Source organism: Polynucleobacter sp. MWH-Adler-W8 (genome assembly GCF_001889925.1).
In the GTDB taxonomy this organism is placed as follows: Bacteria; Pseudomonadota; Gammaproteobacteria; order Burkholderiales; family Burkholderiaceae; genus Polynucleobacter.
Window position 1 is genome coordinate 1 of the sequence record NZ_LZFI01000013.1, and the last position, 18532, is coordinate 18532.

At 47.2% G+C, this 18532-nt stretch carries 1 protein-coding gene; it reads right to left on the reverse strand.

Annotated elements, in window-relative coordinates; translation table 11 throughout:
* Positions 1-18532 (reverse strand): YDG domain-containing protein (locus AOC28_RS11435; protein WP_072583984.1); only part of this gene is annotated, 18532 nt, incomplete at both ends.

Consider the following 18532-nt stretch of genomic DNA (forward strand, 5'->3'; position numbering starts at 1 on the left):
TACAGGGGCGCCAGTAGGAATAGCCCTTTCAGTCAGTGAACCAGATCCCGAAATCACTCCACTCAATGTTTGAGATGCAGATGAGGCGTAAACAAGTGAGCCATTATTAGCAATTGTTCCGGCATAGTTACCACCCCCCAAAGTACCTGCTCCACTAATAATCAGAGTTGCACCAAGATCTACTGCAGTGTTACCGGTATAGGTATTAGTGCCAGACAAAGTTTGTGTACCACCCGCAACAGTCAAGCCACCACTGCCACTGATAGCGCCTGAAAAATTACCGCTCGCAGCATTAGATAAAGTGAGGCTATTAGGGCCAAGTGCAATAGATCCGGAACCAGAAATGCCACCTAAAGAAACTGCCGCCCCCGCATTGGCTAAATTAAGTGCGCCATTAGCAGTGACCTGGCTTGTAACCGGACCTGCAACACCAGCACCATAAGTTACTGATGCACCAGTAGGAATAATGACATTGGCGACGTTGGATAAATCAGGAATCGCCCCACCGGCCCAATTACTCGCAGTAGCCCAATCACCACCAACTGGGCCAATATAAGTGACAGAAGCAAGTTGGGTGATGGCGCCATAGGCGCCAGAAATCTGACTGGTCGATAAAGTGTAATTTGCAGCATCGTTGCCAGAAATACCAAAGTTCACGGTAACCGTCTTACCAGCGCCTACATTCTTATTATCATAAACACCACTAGCCGATAAAGTGGCGGCATCGCCAGCAATCAACTGTGAAGAGCCAGTCATCAAATTCGTGACAGCTGAGCTGACAACTGCTGATCCATCGTATACCTTCGAGATCGATGCACCACTCAAGCTTGGGGTGGTAATCACTAATGGGCTAACAATCGATGTGCCGACTACCACTAGATTTTGGAAGCTACTACCCGTTTTACTCCAGCCAGTTGCTGCAGCAACGTTATATTGACCTGCATTAGTATTACCCGATGCGCTCGTACCAGCAGCTACCGGAACCAATCCTGCAGTTAAAGTACCCGACCCATCGTTCAGTGTAAATGCTGCAGATCCAGTAGAGCTAAGGTTGACTGGCGCTACGCTAAGGCCAGATCCACCAACATAAGATAGGCTTGTTCCATCGGCCGCTAAGTATTGGGCGGTAAATGTATACACCGGGGCTGTGCCATAGGTAGATATTGAGCTCGCTCTAATTAATAAATCTTGCGCACCTAGAATTTTATAAGTGCCATTGATGTAGTTCACTTGATAATTACCAACAGTTGCACCGCTAGCGCCTAAACCACTCGGTGTAAGCGTATAGTTACCGACTGCATTATTGGTGGCATCGCTACGGCTAATCGCCAACGTCTGCTGACCTGCTGGCAAGTTAGCAATGGACTCACCGTTAACAAAACCTTTGTAGAGGGCGCCAGCATATCCAGCGGTATCGGCCTGGACTGAGAATTTAGCGTCATTTGCAGCAGTGACATACAACTGCGCTGGCGTGATGTTGCCTGTGGAATTGACATAACTGACGGTGTAATTATGGCCAGAATTACCATCATTAATTACTACGGTTGCTGGATTAAGCAATACCACCTTACCTGTTCCAACGTTGGCATTATTCCCAGAGAAAATGGCCGAAGCAGCATTAAAAGTGTCCGAACCTGAAAGCTGTCCATTCATGGCCGCTAAATCAGATGCCGTTAATACATAGGTATAACCACCATCGTAGACCTTGTTAATGGTTGGCGCAGTCAAAGAAACACTGCGTGGTGTTACAGAAACACTGGTATTACCAATGTTCAAAGGAAGGTAGTTTGTACTTAATGCACCAGCATTACCAGTCAAGACTAATTGGCTTACATCAATCAAGGCTTGATTGGACTGCACATTTTTACTGACCATTACCGCTGAACCTGAGGCGCTAAAGGTCTGACCTAGGACTCCCGTAATGACTAAATCCCCTCCAGAGAAGTTCGCTAGCCCGTTATAGGCCATGCTGCCGGTAGCAGTTAATGTAGCAGGTGTAATCGTCACTGCTTGATTGTTGGCAATAAAGGTAATGTTGTAGTTTGATGCAGCGCTACCACCCCCTGCCCCACTACCTAACAATACGTTATAGGCACCCACATTCTCACCAGCAGAACGGGTTAAGGTACCAGAAACAGACGCTAAAGAATCTGTCGTACCAGCAATAGTTGCCAATGTTCCTGAAGTCAGGGTCACGCCAAGGCTTGGATCACTAGTGCCGTAAACCTTAGTTGCGGTATTCGCAGTTAATGTAATTGCTCTCTTAGTAACAGCAAAATTAGCCGGTACAAAAATAATGTTGTAGTTAGCATTATTGGCATTGCTATAGTAGCCTTGATTAATGGCGTAACTTGCAACAGTCTCACCAGTAGCCCTAGCTAAAGTGCCTATCAATGCGTCCCCAGAGACTAGCCCAATGCTACCTGTTTGCGACTGAATGCTAGCTGTTAATACTGGGTCAACAGCGCCATAGACTTTAGCCTGGCCTGCATCTGCAGTCACTGTTACATCTCTTCTGGTGATGCTAAAGGCAGCATTGGTGTTGCTGAATGTAATGTTGTAGTTCGATGCAGCGCTACCAGTCCCTGTGCCACTGCCTAACAATACGTTATAGGCACCCACATTCTCACCAGCAGAACGGGTTAAGGTACCAGAAACAGACGCTAAAGAATCTGTCGTACCAGCAATAGTTGCCAATGTTCCTGAAGTAAGCGTTACACCAAGACTTGGATCGCTAGTGCCATATACCTTTGTTGCAGTATTGGCGATTAAGGTAATCGCACGAGGGGTTATTTGATATACAGAGTCAACAAAACTTATGTTGTAGTTTGGGTTTAACGTATTTGTAACCGTGCCCTGGGTAATATTGTAACTATTCACCAACTCGCCACTAGCACGCGATAACAAACCACTCAAGGTATCTGTAACGCTATTCCTGGTTACCAAAGATCCGGATGTCACGGTATAGGCAAGCGTTCCATCCACATTACCATACACCTTGCTTTGATTACTGCTTGCAGTGATCGTAATGGAACGTGGAGTAATTGCAAAATCAGCACCTGTGAAGGCAATAGCGTAATTTGGGTTGGCGCTAGCTAAGGTACCCTGGGTAACAGCATAAGTGCCGGCATTTTCACCGCTGGCCCTCGCTAAACTGCCACCAAGTGTTGCACCGCTTAATAAACCAACGTTAATACCCTCTGCTTGTATTGTCGTTGTATAAGCACTTGGGTCTGCGCTACCGTAAATCTTAGATTGCCCACTATCCACGACCACCGTAACCGGGCGCGGGTTAATAGTGACGTTACCGGCATTGAAGGTGGTGATTTGATAGTTACCTGTTGCTGCTAAGGTGCCTTGTGTAATTGTGTAGGCATTACCAACCGATGCAGATGATGAGGCATTAGTAGTGATCGCCCCATTTAATGGTGAAGCAGCATCAGCGCCAACCAGACCACTGAAGGTATAGCTTAATGCTGGCGTAGATGATCCATAGATCATCACTTTATTGTCAGCTGTCACCGTAAGTGGTGCTGCTGTAATGTTGGCAGCCAAAGCGGTTGTGACCCCCGCAATATAGTAGTTTGTGTTGGAGAGCGTGAGGCCACTTAGGTTTGCCGTCACTCCTACAGCTGTACCGACGTTAGCATTCGCAAAAGCAGCGCTAACTGTACCGCTTGTACTTGCACTGTCCGATAACAAAAGACCATGAACTATTGGGGTGCCGCTCAAACTAACGGCAGTGGTAGTGTCATACACTTTATTGGCTGCTGTTAAGCCACTAATAGTCACTGGTGCTGCGGCAACATTTGCCGTTAAAGCATTAGAAATCCCCGCTACGTAGTAGTTGCTATTTGTAAGTGTCAGGCCAGAAAGGTCGGCAGTCACTGCAAGAGCGGTTCCGACATTTGCATTGGCAAAGGTGCCGGAAGTTGCTGTTCCACCCAAAGTAGCAGAATCGCTACCCAATAAACCAGAAGCAATAACTGGTGTGCCCGCCAATGCCGCTACTCTAGTAGCATCGTAAATCTTATTACTTGCTGATAGTCCGCCGATCGTAATTGGTGCGGCTGTAATATTGGCCGATAAGGAGGTTGTTACCCCTGAAATATAGTAATTGCTATTTGAGAGTGTGAGGCTACTCAGATCGGCGGTGACCACCAGACCATTACCCTTGTTGGCACTAGCAAACGCTGCGCTTACCGCTCCACTAACCGAAGCGCTATCTCCTGTTAGTAGACCAGCAACCGTTGGAGCGCCATTCAAAATTGCAGTAGTAGTTGTGTCGTAGATCTTATTGGCCGTTGTTAAACCACTAATAGTGACTGGTGCAGCAGCAATATTGGCAATCAGTGGGCTCGCGACACCTGCTACGTAGTAGTTTGGATTTGAAAGAGCAAGGCTCGCTAGATTTGCTGTTACTGCAATGCAAGTGCCTGCATCAGAACCAGCAAAGGTTCCGGATAGTGCTGCGCCAGAGAGGGTCGCGGTATCAATACCAACTAAACCAGACGAAATCACTGGGGTACCCGTTAACACTGCAGCACGAGTCGTGTCATAAGTCTTATTAGACGCTGATAGGCCACCAATAATGATCGCTGCCTTCTCAATAGTGCTTGTAGTATTAGCTTGATAAGTGATGTTGTAGTTTTGCGTCAATGTTGCAGAGCCACTCACTACGCTGGCATTCGATACATTAACTGTTTTATTGCTGCCAGCATTGGCATCTGCGTAAACAAACGATCCGCCTGAAAGCGCATCCTGGGACGCAGTAGCTTCATTGACAAATAGGGATCCACTTCTCAATACCAAGGACGGAGCAACCGTAGTGGAGGCTGTACTGACGGTTCTATCGTAGACCTTAGTTAGACTATCTACCCCAACGGTAATTGCTGCAGGCGTAATGGTTACAGTTGAATAGACTGGATTTACTAGGGTGTAGTTGCTAGCTGATCCTGTTCCATCGGCCAATGCTGCATTATTTAAACCAGCAAAGGCAGCTGAGCCTACATTTGGATTAGTTAATGTACCTGTGCTACCCGTAGTAAATACAAGGGTCTGCCCTGCTACACCCGCAATGGACATTTGACTTGCTGATACCGAACTGGTTCCGTCATAGGTTTTAGCAGCGCTCACCGTAATGCGAGCTGGAGTGATATCAGCACTTAATGGTGCTGTTAAGCCAGCAATAGAATAGTTATTGTTTGATAGCGAAATGCTTGTTAGATTAGCGGTAATAGCGACACCAGTGCCGGCATTGGCATCAGCGAATACACCAGTCACAGAACCCGTCACGGTCGCCGTATCACTACCCAAGAGACCAATAATGGTTGGGGTACCGCTTAAGGTTGCGCTCGTATTAGCGTTGTATACCTTGCTGGCAGCTGATAAGCCACTGATTGTCACTGGAGCAGCAGAAATGTTGGCAGTAATACCAGTCGGCTGAGTCAATACATAGTTAGCAGAAACCGTACCACTCAGGCTATCTAGAATATTGACCGTAATGCCATTGGCCGCGTTGATAGAAGCAAAGCTACCAGACTGTACCAAAGCAATATGAGCCTGATCACCAGTAGCCAGGCCAGATAATTGACCAGAGCTTACACTCGCTAAATTGGTGCCATCGTAGGTTTTATTGCTTACTGAGGTGCCAGTAACCGTGATTACTTTAGGGGTAACGCTCAGGGAACCAACGTTATAGATAGTATCCGCTGGATTGATACGACTTGTGTATCCGACGACTGGCTGTAGCGAACTAGCTGTTAACACATAGTTACCAACATTCAGGTTTCCACCAGCACTATAAGATCCGCTATTAATAGTCGGCGAAATCACAAAACTATATTTACCCTGCGCAGACCCAACACCCAAGGAATCTGCTGCAGTCCAAACATTGCTACCAGCAGCTGGAGCGGCAACCGTCAAGTTAATAATGACTGGAGAAGTCACGCCAACGCCACAGTTAGTACAGTACCCAGCTGTAACATAATTGCTGCTAGAGAGCGCATTACCAAGGTAGCTAGCATTAGAGGAATTTACAACACCATAACTTGTAGTGTTGCTACCTGCATTAACTATCATTTGATAGTTATTTGCAACTACTAATGAACCTTTGATAAAGGTCAAATTGTAATTTGAAGATCCAGCACTTGGAGTTAAGGCATTAGGCGTAATGGCTGCAACATTAATTAAGCCAGCCATATAAGTAACAGTAGGATTGCTAATTGAGCTTAAAGTATCAGCACCCAAAAGGCCTGTTAATTGATACTGTGAATCAATATTTGCTGGGGCCACACCTATAAATGTGGAAATATCATTCGCCGTCATCGTTAATGGCGCTTTAGTAATGGTGGCACCATTTACAGCAGTTGATGCGGTGGTAGGTAATGTGTAATTAGATAGAACTGTATTACCCTTTATGACATACGCGGATCCAATTGCAGCTGTGACAGTTGTTGCACTAGCTACATTGGCATTGTTATAGCTACCCGCTGTTTGCGTAATGTATGCGCCATCATTACCCATAAAGCCTGTCAATACGTATGAACCATCTGTTGAGCTAGTGCCTGCAGTTAAGGTTGCTGCGGTAGTGGTGTCATAGACCTTCGTTTGATTAGCAATGCTGACAGCAATAGCCTTCGGTGTAATCGCCACGCTGCCTGTGCTTGCAGGTAAGACATAGTTGCTAGCTAAGCCAGTGCCGTCAACCAAAGACAGGCCATTAGTATTAAGGCTGCTGACGCCAACCACGTTAGCACTGTTTGCATTTGCGCTACCGTTAATGCTGAGTGTCTGGGAGCCAACGCCAGTGGTCACCGTTAAGGTAGTGCCGGCATGGCCAGCGGTAAAGGTAGTCGTGCCATCAAACACCTTACTAGCAGTCAAACTGACTGTCGCTGGAGTCACCACATATTGATTACTTAAGGTACCAGCAAGCACCACGCGGTAGTTGGTATTGGTAGTCGTAATAGCTAGATTTCCTGCGCTATAGCCATAGGTATCCGCATTCTGAATCGTTGCGGTAGAGCCATTGGCAGTAAAGCCAAGGCTACCTGTAAAGCTCAACGGCACATTGCTTGCTGAATCGGTATTCAGATAACCAGTGACCGTATAGTTAGCTGCTGTGGCTGAGAAGGTAGTCGCATTAACGGCATTACCGTTATAGACCGCACTTTGGGTTGTTGGTGCCAAAGTGATTGTCGCCTGCCCTACCGTTAAATTACCCGCCACATAACTAATAACGTAGTTACTTAAACCACTACCTGTAGCAGAACTAGCCACAATACCGCCAGTGTATGTGCCGGCATTGACGCTAGCACCAACAGCGTTGCTACCACCGTATTGGAGGGTCACTGCATTAATAGCATCTCCTGTGACAAGGCCTGACTGTGTAAATGCACTAGTACCTAGGGCGGTAGTCGTGCCATATGTACTGCTGACGTTTGCAGCTGTAATCGTTAATGCTTTAGTGCTGATATTGGCAGTGATACCAGAAGGCTGAGTCAATGTGTAGTTCCCTGCTGCTGAACCACTAATGCTATTGCTCATCGTTACCGGAATAGCGCTACCAGCATTGCTTGAGCTAAAGCTTGCCGCCCTAGTAAGAATCACATTGGCAGTATCTGCAGAAATCACACCACTTAAAGCGCCTGCGGTTACTGTTGCTGCGTTAGTACCGTCATAAGTCTTGTTAGAAACTACTGTACCCGTCACTGTTAATGCTTTTGGTGTGATGTTGGCCGTTATTGCTGCTGGCTGAACTAAAGTGTAATTACTAGCAGCACCTCCAGCAATGCTAGCTGTAGATGTCACTGCAATGCCGTTAGCAGCATTAATAGAAGCAAAAGTTGCGGTCTGGCTCAAGGTAACGTTAGCACCATCAGCACCGACTAAGCCAATTAATAAACCACCCGTCACCGTTGCCGCATTTAATCCATCATAGACTTTATTGGCTACTGCGAGACTACCGACTGTCAGGGTCTTAGCGGTGATGTTGGCTGTTAGGCCTGTTGGCTGAACTAATGAATAATTACCTGCAGCAGCACCACTTAAGGAGTCAGTTGCTGCAACGGCAATAGCGCTACCTACGTTAGCTTGCGCAAAAGTGCCAGACTGATTGAGTGTCACTGCATCAGAACCAATAATTCCAACTAATGAACCACCGGAGATTGTTGCTGCAGTAGCTCCATCATAGACTTTATTGTCCGCTACTGAAATACCGCCTACCGTTAACGCTTTAGTAGTCAGGGTTGCTGTATTTTTAGTATTGCCTGCAGTTGCGCTATAACTCTGCGTAATTGCATAGTTACTCAATAGTGCAGTACCGCCACTACTCACAATGGAAGTAACAAAGTTGCTACCATTGCTCGCTACGTTGGCATTACTTACAGTTGCACTAGAAAGCCCGGTAATGGTTTCACCATTGACAAGTCCTGTGGGAGTAAACGCGGTTGGAGTAATAGTGGTTGTGCCGTTGTAGACGCCAGTAACCGCAATTCCTAAAGGTGCAGCAGTCACAATCGCAGTAATACCAGTAGGCTGAATCAAAATATAGTTACCGGCATTAGCACCAGTTAAGGAGTCGCTCAAAATCACAGAGGCCGAGCTGCTGACATTGGCATTCACTAATGATCCAGCTTGGACCAGGCTTACGGTATCCCCTGGTGTGACGCCCACCAAGGTACCACCAGTAATAGTGACAGTGGTTGTGCCGTCATACACTTTCGTTGTGGCAACCTGACCAGTCACTGTCAAAATCTTTTGATTGGCAGCGACTAAAGTCACCATATTCTGGGACGTAGTAGCGGTGGAATTATAGGAGGGCGAGAACGCGTAATTCGTTGCTAAGGCGGTACCACCTGAAATCACAATACCGGTCACAAAGTTACTACCGTTACTAGAAATACTCGAACTCTTCACAGATACACTGCTGAGACCTGTAATGGTTTGACCATTGATTAAGCCACTCAGCGTGAAGGAGATTGGAGTAATGGTATTAGTGCCATTAGCTACACCTACTACGGAGATACCCAACATAGCCGGAGTAATGTTCGCAGTAATGCCAGTAGGCTGAACTAAGCTGTAGTTACTTGCTGCACTTCCCGCAATCGTATTGGTAGTAATAATGATGATGCCGTTACTGACGTTTGGAGAAGAAAAACGGCCAGTCTGGGTCAAGATCACATTAGCTGTGTCTCCCGACAGCACACCAACTAAAGAGCCGCCCGTGATATTGGCATTGATAGTGCCGTCATATACCTTGTTGGCAACCGTACCATCACTCACAGTCAGGATCTTAGGGGTAATGAGTGCGGTAACGCCAGTCGGCTGCACTAAGTTGTAGTTGCCAGCTGAGAATCCAGAAATAGTATCCGTTACCGTAACAGGAATAGATGAACCTGCGTTCGGGCTATTGAGTACACCCGCTTGTGAAAGATTAACAACATCTACCCCAATCACGCCAACTAAAGTACCGCCCCATACATTGACACTAGTGGTGCCGTCATAGGATTTTTTATCTGCCAGCGTGCCAGTAACGGTCAATGTTTTTGCTGTTAAGGCAACGGTATTGAGTCGATTACCTGCGGTTGTGCTGGCAACAGTGCCAAATGCATAGTTACTGGCTGATGCAGTACCGCTACTAATAGCAATAGAGCGCACAAAGTTGGCGCTATTAGCACTAACGTTCATGCTATCAAGTACTACGCTAGAGAGCGCAGTAATGGTTTCGCCATTAACTAAGCCAGTTACTGCAAATGTCGCCGGAACAATCGTCGTGCTACCACTATAGGTAGCTGCTACTGAAATTCCCAATGGTGCGGGCGTGATCTTGCCAGTAATCGCTGCAGGCTGCACCAAGGTGTAGTTACCACTAGCAGCACCAGAAATGCTATCACCCATCGTTACTGCGATTGAGCTACCCACATTAGCAGAAGCAAATGTGCCGGCTTGAGTCAAACTCACTGCATCTAAACCCACTACACCAACTAGCGTTCCGCCAGTAACCGTCGCTGAGGTGAGGCCGTTATAGACTTTGTCAGTGATAGCGGTGCCAGTGACTGTCAAGGTTTTCTGCGTGATATTGGCGGTCAGATTGGCTGGCTGAGTTACTACGTAATTTGAGGCTGCAGTTCCTGCAATAGCAGTACTCACTACTACGCTAATTCCGTTGCCTACACTACTCTGTGCAAACGTACCGCTTTGAGTCAGGCTCACGTTAGCTAAGTCGGCTGTAATGACGCCAGATAGTGTTCCGCCAGTCACTAAAGCACTTGTGGAGCCGTCATAAACCTTATTGGCCGCTACTGAGGTGCCACCAACAGTAATTGCTTTGCGAGCAATATTGGCAGTAATACCGGTTGGCTGAACGAGAGTGTAATTGCCACTCGCTGACCCAGTAATGCTATCTACCATTATGAGCGCAACATTATTAGCAGCGTTAGCAGAAGCAAAGCTAGCAGATTGGGCCAAGGTCACGTTTGCAGTATCAGTTGAGGCAAGACCAACTAATGATCCGCCGGTGACTGATGCACTTGTCGTGCCGTCATAAGTTTTAGCGCCAATCGTAATACCCGTCACTGTTAATGATTTTGGTGTGAGAGTGACGGTATTTTGAGTATTTCCAGCAAGCGTGTTGTAAGCAGGAGTAATACTGTAGTTGCTCATGGAAGCAGTACCACCGCTAGTAGTAATCGCGGTGACGTAGTTGCTGTTATTGGCAGATACGTTGATATTATTGACTGTTGCTGCGCTGATGCCGGTAATGTTTTGGCTATTCACCAGACCAGTTACTGTGTAAGCCGTTGGCGTAATCGTAGAAGTACCGCTATATACCCCACTCACCGTGATACCTAATGGTGCAGGTGTGATGCTGACTTTATTGGTTGCTGTTACTTGGGAAGCATTGACTGGTAAGCCGCTTAATAAAGAGCCGTTGTAACTTACATCAATTAAATAGTTACTTGCAGAGAAGCTGCCAACACTGGCAGTACCGCCAATTGCTGTGACATAAGTACTGGCGCCATTGGCATTGGCAGAGCTTGCCGTTACTGAAGTAATAGTGTCCCAAGCTGCAAGTCCAGTTGTAGCAATTGTGGAATTAGCACTAGTAAAGGTAGTTGTGCCGTTATAAACACCAGAAACTGCGATACCTAGGACTGCAGGTGTAATGGTGTATTTATGGCCAGCAGGAATCACAGTAACAGTTGAACCATCAGATGCGGAAATACTCGTTGACGTTAGAGCTGTGTTAGTTTGAACTGCATTAGCATTGGTTCCGTTTAGTGCTGTTGTACCACCTACTGTTGGGCTAAATATGAGTACGGATTTAATGTAAGCACTAGAAGCACTAGTGATTGCTGCTAAGCCAAATGTCGCGGTGCTACTTCCAGTAAAGCTAACAGTTGAATTAGCCTGTATCCAATCATTAGCAGCATTGGAGTTATAGGCGGCTCCATAAACGGCGGTGTAATCACTATTGATTGTTACAGAGATAACAAGCGTACTGGTGATCTTTTGACGGTAATTAATATAGTTTCCGCTGACATAATTTCCTGGTTGAACAGGCATACCGCCAGCAATACCGTAAGAGATGTTAGTTGTAGCATCAGCATTCGTAGTAGTGATACCGAGCGCACCAGCGATCGCATAAGGGGAGGCTTCAGGCTTAGCCATAGAGATCGCAATGACACCGCCCGTATTTGTGAGAGTGCCAAGGGCTGTGATATCACCGCCAGTAATGGTGCCTGCCGCGATACCATTGCCAGCAATAATGCGCATGCCGGTTACACCAGCATTATTAGCACCAGCAAGGCTGACACTTCCGGCCGCATCCACTGTCAAACCACCAAGTGTTCCCGAGTTCTTAATTAAAGCAGCAGTAGTAATTCCGCCACCAACCCCTCGCCCAGTCAAATACACGCCCGATGCGCCAGTAATGGTTGCAGAAGCCACGGTGCTAATTGCAAGGCTGGTGGATCCAGCCGAGTTACCACTCATGGCAATGACTCCAGCTGTTGTACTGCTTGCACTGACAACTCCCGCTGCAGCGCTGGCGTTGATTCCATAGCTGCCAGCTGCAGTACCGCTAGATATACCTGAAATATTAATTCCACCGCTTGAAGTATTTAATGCCGCTGAATACGTAACACCTGATGCTGTATTTGACACACCATTTAAGTTGATATTTCCAGTTGTATAAATTGCATTCGCAATCGTTAGACCAGCCGAAGCCGCTGCTAAAGTAGATGCATTACTAGCAGTAATAAATCCAGATACCGGTACACAAGGGGCCGTTGTGCAGCCATAGGTGTTATCTAAAGTAACATACCCTGGCAAGGCAGCTGTCGATGTACCAATTGAGCCGTTTGCTATTGCAGAACCAGCTGATTTGACAATGTAATTAATTACCGAGCCTGTACCGGTAGTGAATGTCAGATTACCCGTTGCAATGGTAGAAGCGTTATTACCCGCCGTCGCGTCATAAATAACATTCGCAGCTGGGGCACCAGTATTGGCCACTAAAGCAATAGCCCCGCTTTGTGCAATCTTATTATTTGAGATAAAGCTGATGTTTGAGCCAACCGCGTTATCGGTAATCGCACCAGTCTGAGTAATGCCGGTGTTGGCCCCTGCTGCCACATCATTTGCAGTCACAGTGATATTGCCACCACCAGCATTAATCGTAATAGCGCCTAATGAGACGATCGTGGTCGATGCCCCACCGTTACCCGTTACTGTGAGGCTATTAGCAGTAATAAGGCCGGTTGCAGTAATTGGTGTAGCAGTGGCAGTGGCCGTAGACTGCGTACCAGCGATCGTTACTACCCCACCGCTAATCGTGCCGGTATCGCTAATACTTGCCGCCGTAGTTGTTGTTGCTGTAATGGTGATGGCTTGACCAGTAGCAGTGATATTGCCAGTACTAGAGTAAGCAATGCCAGTTTGGCTGTTTGCTGTAATAGTCACACCACCTGCTAAAGAGCTAATGGCCAGAGCGCCTTGTGTAAATCCAAAACCAGAACCATTAGCTACGGCGTTGATCGTGACGCCGGTAGTTCCTGCATAGGATCCTGCAGATAGAGCTCCAGTAATACTAATTGCAGCGCCGTTGGCTGCTGCAGTTGAAGTTGTTGTAGCTGTAGCGCAGCCTAAGCAAGAATCATCTAACAGGATATAGCCAGGTACAGTAACAGCTGGGCTGGAAATGATGGCGCCATTGGTTTTGATGATGTAGTTGATCGCAGCACTAGAAGTACCAGCCACACTCAACCCACCTGTTGTTACTTTAGAACCGTTATTACCTGCCGTCGTGTCGTAAATAATATTAGCTGCTGGGGTGCCAGTATTAGCTACTAAAGTAATTGCACCAGTTTGGTTAATGTAGTTATTTGAAATAAAGCTGATATTTGTACCAACTGCGTAGTCTGTAATTGCTCCGGTCTGGGTAATACCAATCAAAGCACCTGCCGTAGCATTATTAGCTGTCACAGTAATGTTCGTACCGCCCGCATTGAGGGTAATTGCGCCTAAGAAAACAATCGTTGTTGATGCCCCGCCGTTACCTGTAACCATGAGGGTGTTGGCAGTAATCAGACCGGTTGCTGTAATCGGAACCAAGGTGGCTGCTGCGGTAGATTGGGTACTCGTTAATGTCACCACCCCGCCGGTAATGGTGCCAGTGTCATTGATACCTGCTGCAGTAGTTGTTGTCGTAGCGATGGTTACCGCTTGACCAGTAGCAGTGATGTTGCCAGTACTGTAATAAGCAGTACCAGTTTGGCCATTTGCTGTAATCGTTACACCACCAGCAGATGAGCTAATAGCAAGGGCCCCTTGATTGAAGGCGATACCAGTACCGTTAGCTACGGCATTAATGGTGACGCCGGTAGCGCCAGCCAAAGTACCTGCAGATAGAGCTCCAGTAATACTGATTGCAGCGCCGTTAGCAGCTGCAGTTGATGTCGTTGTAGCTGTAGCGCAACCTAAGCAGGAATCATCCAACAGGATATAGCCAGGCACAGATATCGCAGGTACAGAAATAATGCCGCCGTTACTCTTGACCAGGAAATTGATGGCAGCTGTTGATGTACCAGTCACCGCAACAGTACCAGTACCAATCAGAGTAGCGCTATTACCTGCCGTTGTGTTGAATGCAATGTTGGCAGCTGATGTTCCGGTATTAGCAACCAGCGCAATCGCACCGTTTTGATCTATATCGTTATTAGAGATGAAACTAATACTCGAACCTACCGCGTTATCAGCAATTGCGCCTGCTTGAGTAATGCCCGTATTGGTTCCTGCGGCGGCATTATTGGCCGTCACTGAAATGTTGCCACCCCCTGCGTTAATCGTGATGGCACCTAAGGAGACGATTGTGGTTGATGCTCCACCGGTACCGGTTACTGTCAAACTATTGGCAGTAACCAGCCCAGTCATGTAAATAGGCGTTAATGTGGCAGTTGATGTTGACTGAGTGCTGGTTAAAGTCACCGCCCCGCCGCTAATCGTGCCGGTATCGCTAATACCAGCTGCAGTAGTCGTGGTGGTGGCAATCGTTACAGCCTGACCCGTTGCAGTGATGTTGCCAGAACTAGAGTAAGCCGTACCAGTTTGGCCATTGACTGTGATCGTTACGCCACCTGCACTAGAGCTAATTGCATTAGCGCCTTGTGTAAAGCCAACACCAGTGCCGTTAGCTACGGCATTAATGGTGACGCCGGTAGTTCCCGCCAGGGTTCCTGCAGATAGAGCGCTAGTGATCGCAATGCCAGCGAGGTTTGCGGCGGCTGTTGATGGCGTTGCGGCAGTGGCACAACCTAGGCAAGTGTTATCTAGCAGGATGTATCCAGGAATCGTAATTGCCGGTACTGAAATAACTGCCCCATTGGTTTTAACGAGGTAATTGATTGCAGAGGTTGACGTACCGCTAGAAGTTAACGCTGCGGTCGTTATTGAGGAGACATTACTACCGCTCGTAGTGTTGTAGAGGATGTTCGCTACTACACCACTGGCATTAGCTGCTAAAGTGATCGCACCAAGTTGCTGAATATTGTTATTGGAAATAAAGCTGATATTTGAACCACTTGCACCAGCAATTGCACCAGACTGATAGATACCGCCTGCAGCCCCTGGAATACCAATCACTTCACCTGTTACTGAAATACTGCCACCGATAGCAGCGCTATTGATCATCATCGCACCAAGCTGTACACCCCAGACTGCTACAGCTGTTGACGTCCCAAGAATCGTGATGTTATTGGCGGTAATGGTTGAGGCTACGCTGTTATAGACACCACGGCCTGTAGTAGCCCCGCCATTCAGGGACACGTTTCCGCCGGTTGAAGTCACCGCGACTGAATAATCAATACCAGTTTGACCTGCAGCACCGGTCATACCATTGATCGTAATGTTGCCATTAGCATAAATAGCGCTATTAACGGTGACGCCAACTGAAGTTGTTGCTAGAGTCGCAATATTCGGAGTGGTAGTGTTGATATAACCACTCACCGGCGTGCAGCCTGATGGTGTGCAGCCATAGGTATTGTCTAAGAGTACATAACCCGGTAGTGGCAATAGGCTTGTGCCAATGGCAGCCGGATTAATTGCCGCACCAGCAGTTTTAATAATGTAATTAATTGCAGAAATCGATCCCGTCGGAATACTTAAAGCAGCCGAAATTACGCTAGAGGTTTTATTGCCCGTAGTGACATCGTAGGTAATGTTGGCTTGATTACCGCTTGTATTAGCAACTAAAGAAATTGCACCAAGTTGCTGAATATTATTGTTCGAGATTAAGCTGATGTTTGAACCGCTCGCGCCAGTAATCGCACCGCTTTGATAAACACCACCTGCAGCACCGGGGGTGCCGATATAGTTACCCGTTAACGAGATGCTGCCACCTATAGAGGCGCTATTAATTGTCAATGCACCTGCTTGAACATCCCAAATAGGGGCTGCTGATGAGGTGCCTATCAACGTGATGTTATTAGCGGTAATGGTCGAGGCAACACTGTTATAGACTCCACGCTGAATGGTTGTTCCGCCATTCATAACAACGTTTCCACCAGTAGAAGTAATGGCGACTGAGTAGTCAATAGCGTTACTAGAGCTAACCCCATTCACCGTGATATTGCCGTTGGCATAAATAGCGCTATTAACCGTGACACCGACCGAGGTTGTTGCTAGGGTCGATACATTAGCGGTAGTGGTATTGATAAAGCCACTGTATGGAGTGCAACTAGTGCCAGTACAGCCATAGGTATTATCTAAAAGCACATACCCTGGCAACGGCAACAAGCTTGTGCCAATAGCAGCAGGATTAATGGCTGCGCCGCCAGTTTTAATAATGTAGTTAATGGCAGAGGTAGACCCGGTCGGAATACTTAAGGCTGCTGCAATAACACTTGATGCGTTCTTGCCGGTAGTGACATCGTAAGTAATATTGGCGTATATACCGCTTGTATTAGCAACTAAAGAAATTGCACCAAGTTGCTGAATATTGTTATTGGAAATAAAGCTGATATTTGAACCACTTGCACCAGCAATAGCGCCTGACTGATAAATACCCCCTGCAGCACCTGGGATACCAATCACATTGCCTGTTACTGAGATGCTGCCACCGATAGCAGCGCTATTAATCGTCATTGCACCAAGCCATACATCCCAAACTGGGGTAACTGTTGATGTTCCAATAATGGTGATGTTATTGGCTGTAATGGTGGAGGCAGTACTGTTATAAATTCCTCGCTGAGTAGTTGCGCCGCCATTCAAGGAAACGCTTCCGGCGGTAGAGGTAATAGCGACTGAATAATCAATCGCATTATTAGTACTAACGCCATTAACCGTAATATTGCCGTTGGCATATATGGCAGCGTTGATGGTTACGCCAGCAGTGGCTGTTGCCAGTGTCGCTAGGTTAGCAGTCGTCGTATTAATGAATCCACTAATCGGTGTACATCCTGTAGTTCCGCAACCATAAGTGTTGTCCAGCAGTACGTAACCCGGCAGTGCATTAGTCACTGAAGTGCCAATGGCTGCAGGATTCATAGCTGCGCCAGCTGTTTTGATAATGTAATTAATGGGTGTGGTGTTCGTGCCAGTTGCAATTGTCAGTGCACCTGCGATCACGCTGGAATCCTTTGTGCCGCTAGTGGTGTTGTAAGTCACGCTCACCGCAGTAGAGGTGGAATTAGCCACTAAGGATATTGCACCACCTTGATTAATCTTACCGTTGGTAATAAAACTAATATTGGATCCGGCCGCATTATCAATAATGGCACCAGTCTGATAAATACCTGTATCGGTATTTGTTACTACAGTGCCTGTCACGTTCAGATTAGTACCACCAGAAACAATGGTTAAGGTATTGAGGTAGACGGCGTAGGTTCCACCAACTTCAGAGCCGATGATCGTGATCGATTTCGCGCTAATCGAATTTTGTTGGCCTAGCTCCACACCGTTACCCGTAGTCGTCGATGTTCCAGTGATATTCACTGCCCCGCTATTGGCCACAATTGGGGTAATGCCCCAGGCGCTGCCATAGAGATTACCTACCGCTATACCAGTCGTCGTTAAGCCATTAATGTTGATATTGCCACTGGTAGCGATTAAGCCAGCAGCGAGCATCACTGCACCTCCACTTGCAGTAGAGCCGCCTGCATTGATGCCATTAATGGTGATGGCGGTACCGCTAATGTTGCCACCGACCAAAACGCCACAACCACCGGTAGTGACCAAGGTACTCCAGTTGGTCAATGCGGCATTAAGGTAGCCCGCTGCCGGTGCACAGCCGTTACCGGAACAGCCATAGGTATTATCGAGCGTTACAGCGCCGGGAACGGTGATTGCGCTTGCAATATTGATAGCAGATCCAGATGCCAACACGGAGTAATTAACGTTAGAAGTAGATCCCGCTGTGATTGTTAAAACGCCGGTAGTGATACTCGATAATTTATTACCCGCAGTCGCGTCATAAGAAATATTCGCAGAGGTACCACTGGTATTAGCAACTAATTTAACCGCGCCGTTCTGGCTAATGTTGTTGTTTGAGATAAAGCTAATGTTCGAGCCACTCGCGCCGTTAATATCGCCGATCTGATAAATACCACGAGCAGCCCCCGGAATCCCAATCACGTTACCAATGACGGTAATACTGCCACCTACTGATGCGCTATTGATAGTGAGTGGGCCAATTTGCAAATCCCATGCTGGAGCAGCGACTGAAGTACCAGTAATCGTAATATTGTTGCCTGTCACTACGCTGGTAGAAGTAATGTAAATGCCATAGCTCGCAATGGTTGCACCATTTAGGTTGACGTCACCATTGGTTGAAGTAATGTTTGATACTGCGGTAATACCATACACTGCGCCACCAGAAGCGCCCTGCACCACACCCTTCATCGTAATTGCACCAGTAGCAAAAACAGCGCTACTGATGGTGATACCCGTTGAAGTAGTTGATAACGGATTGAGGTTGGCCGTTGTTGTATTAATAAAACCAGAGATCGGAGTGCACCCTGCTGTGCCGCAACCG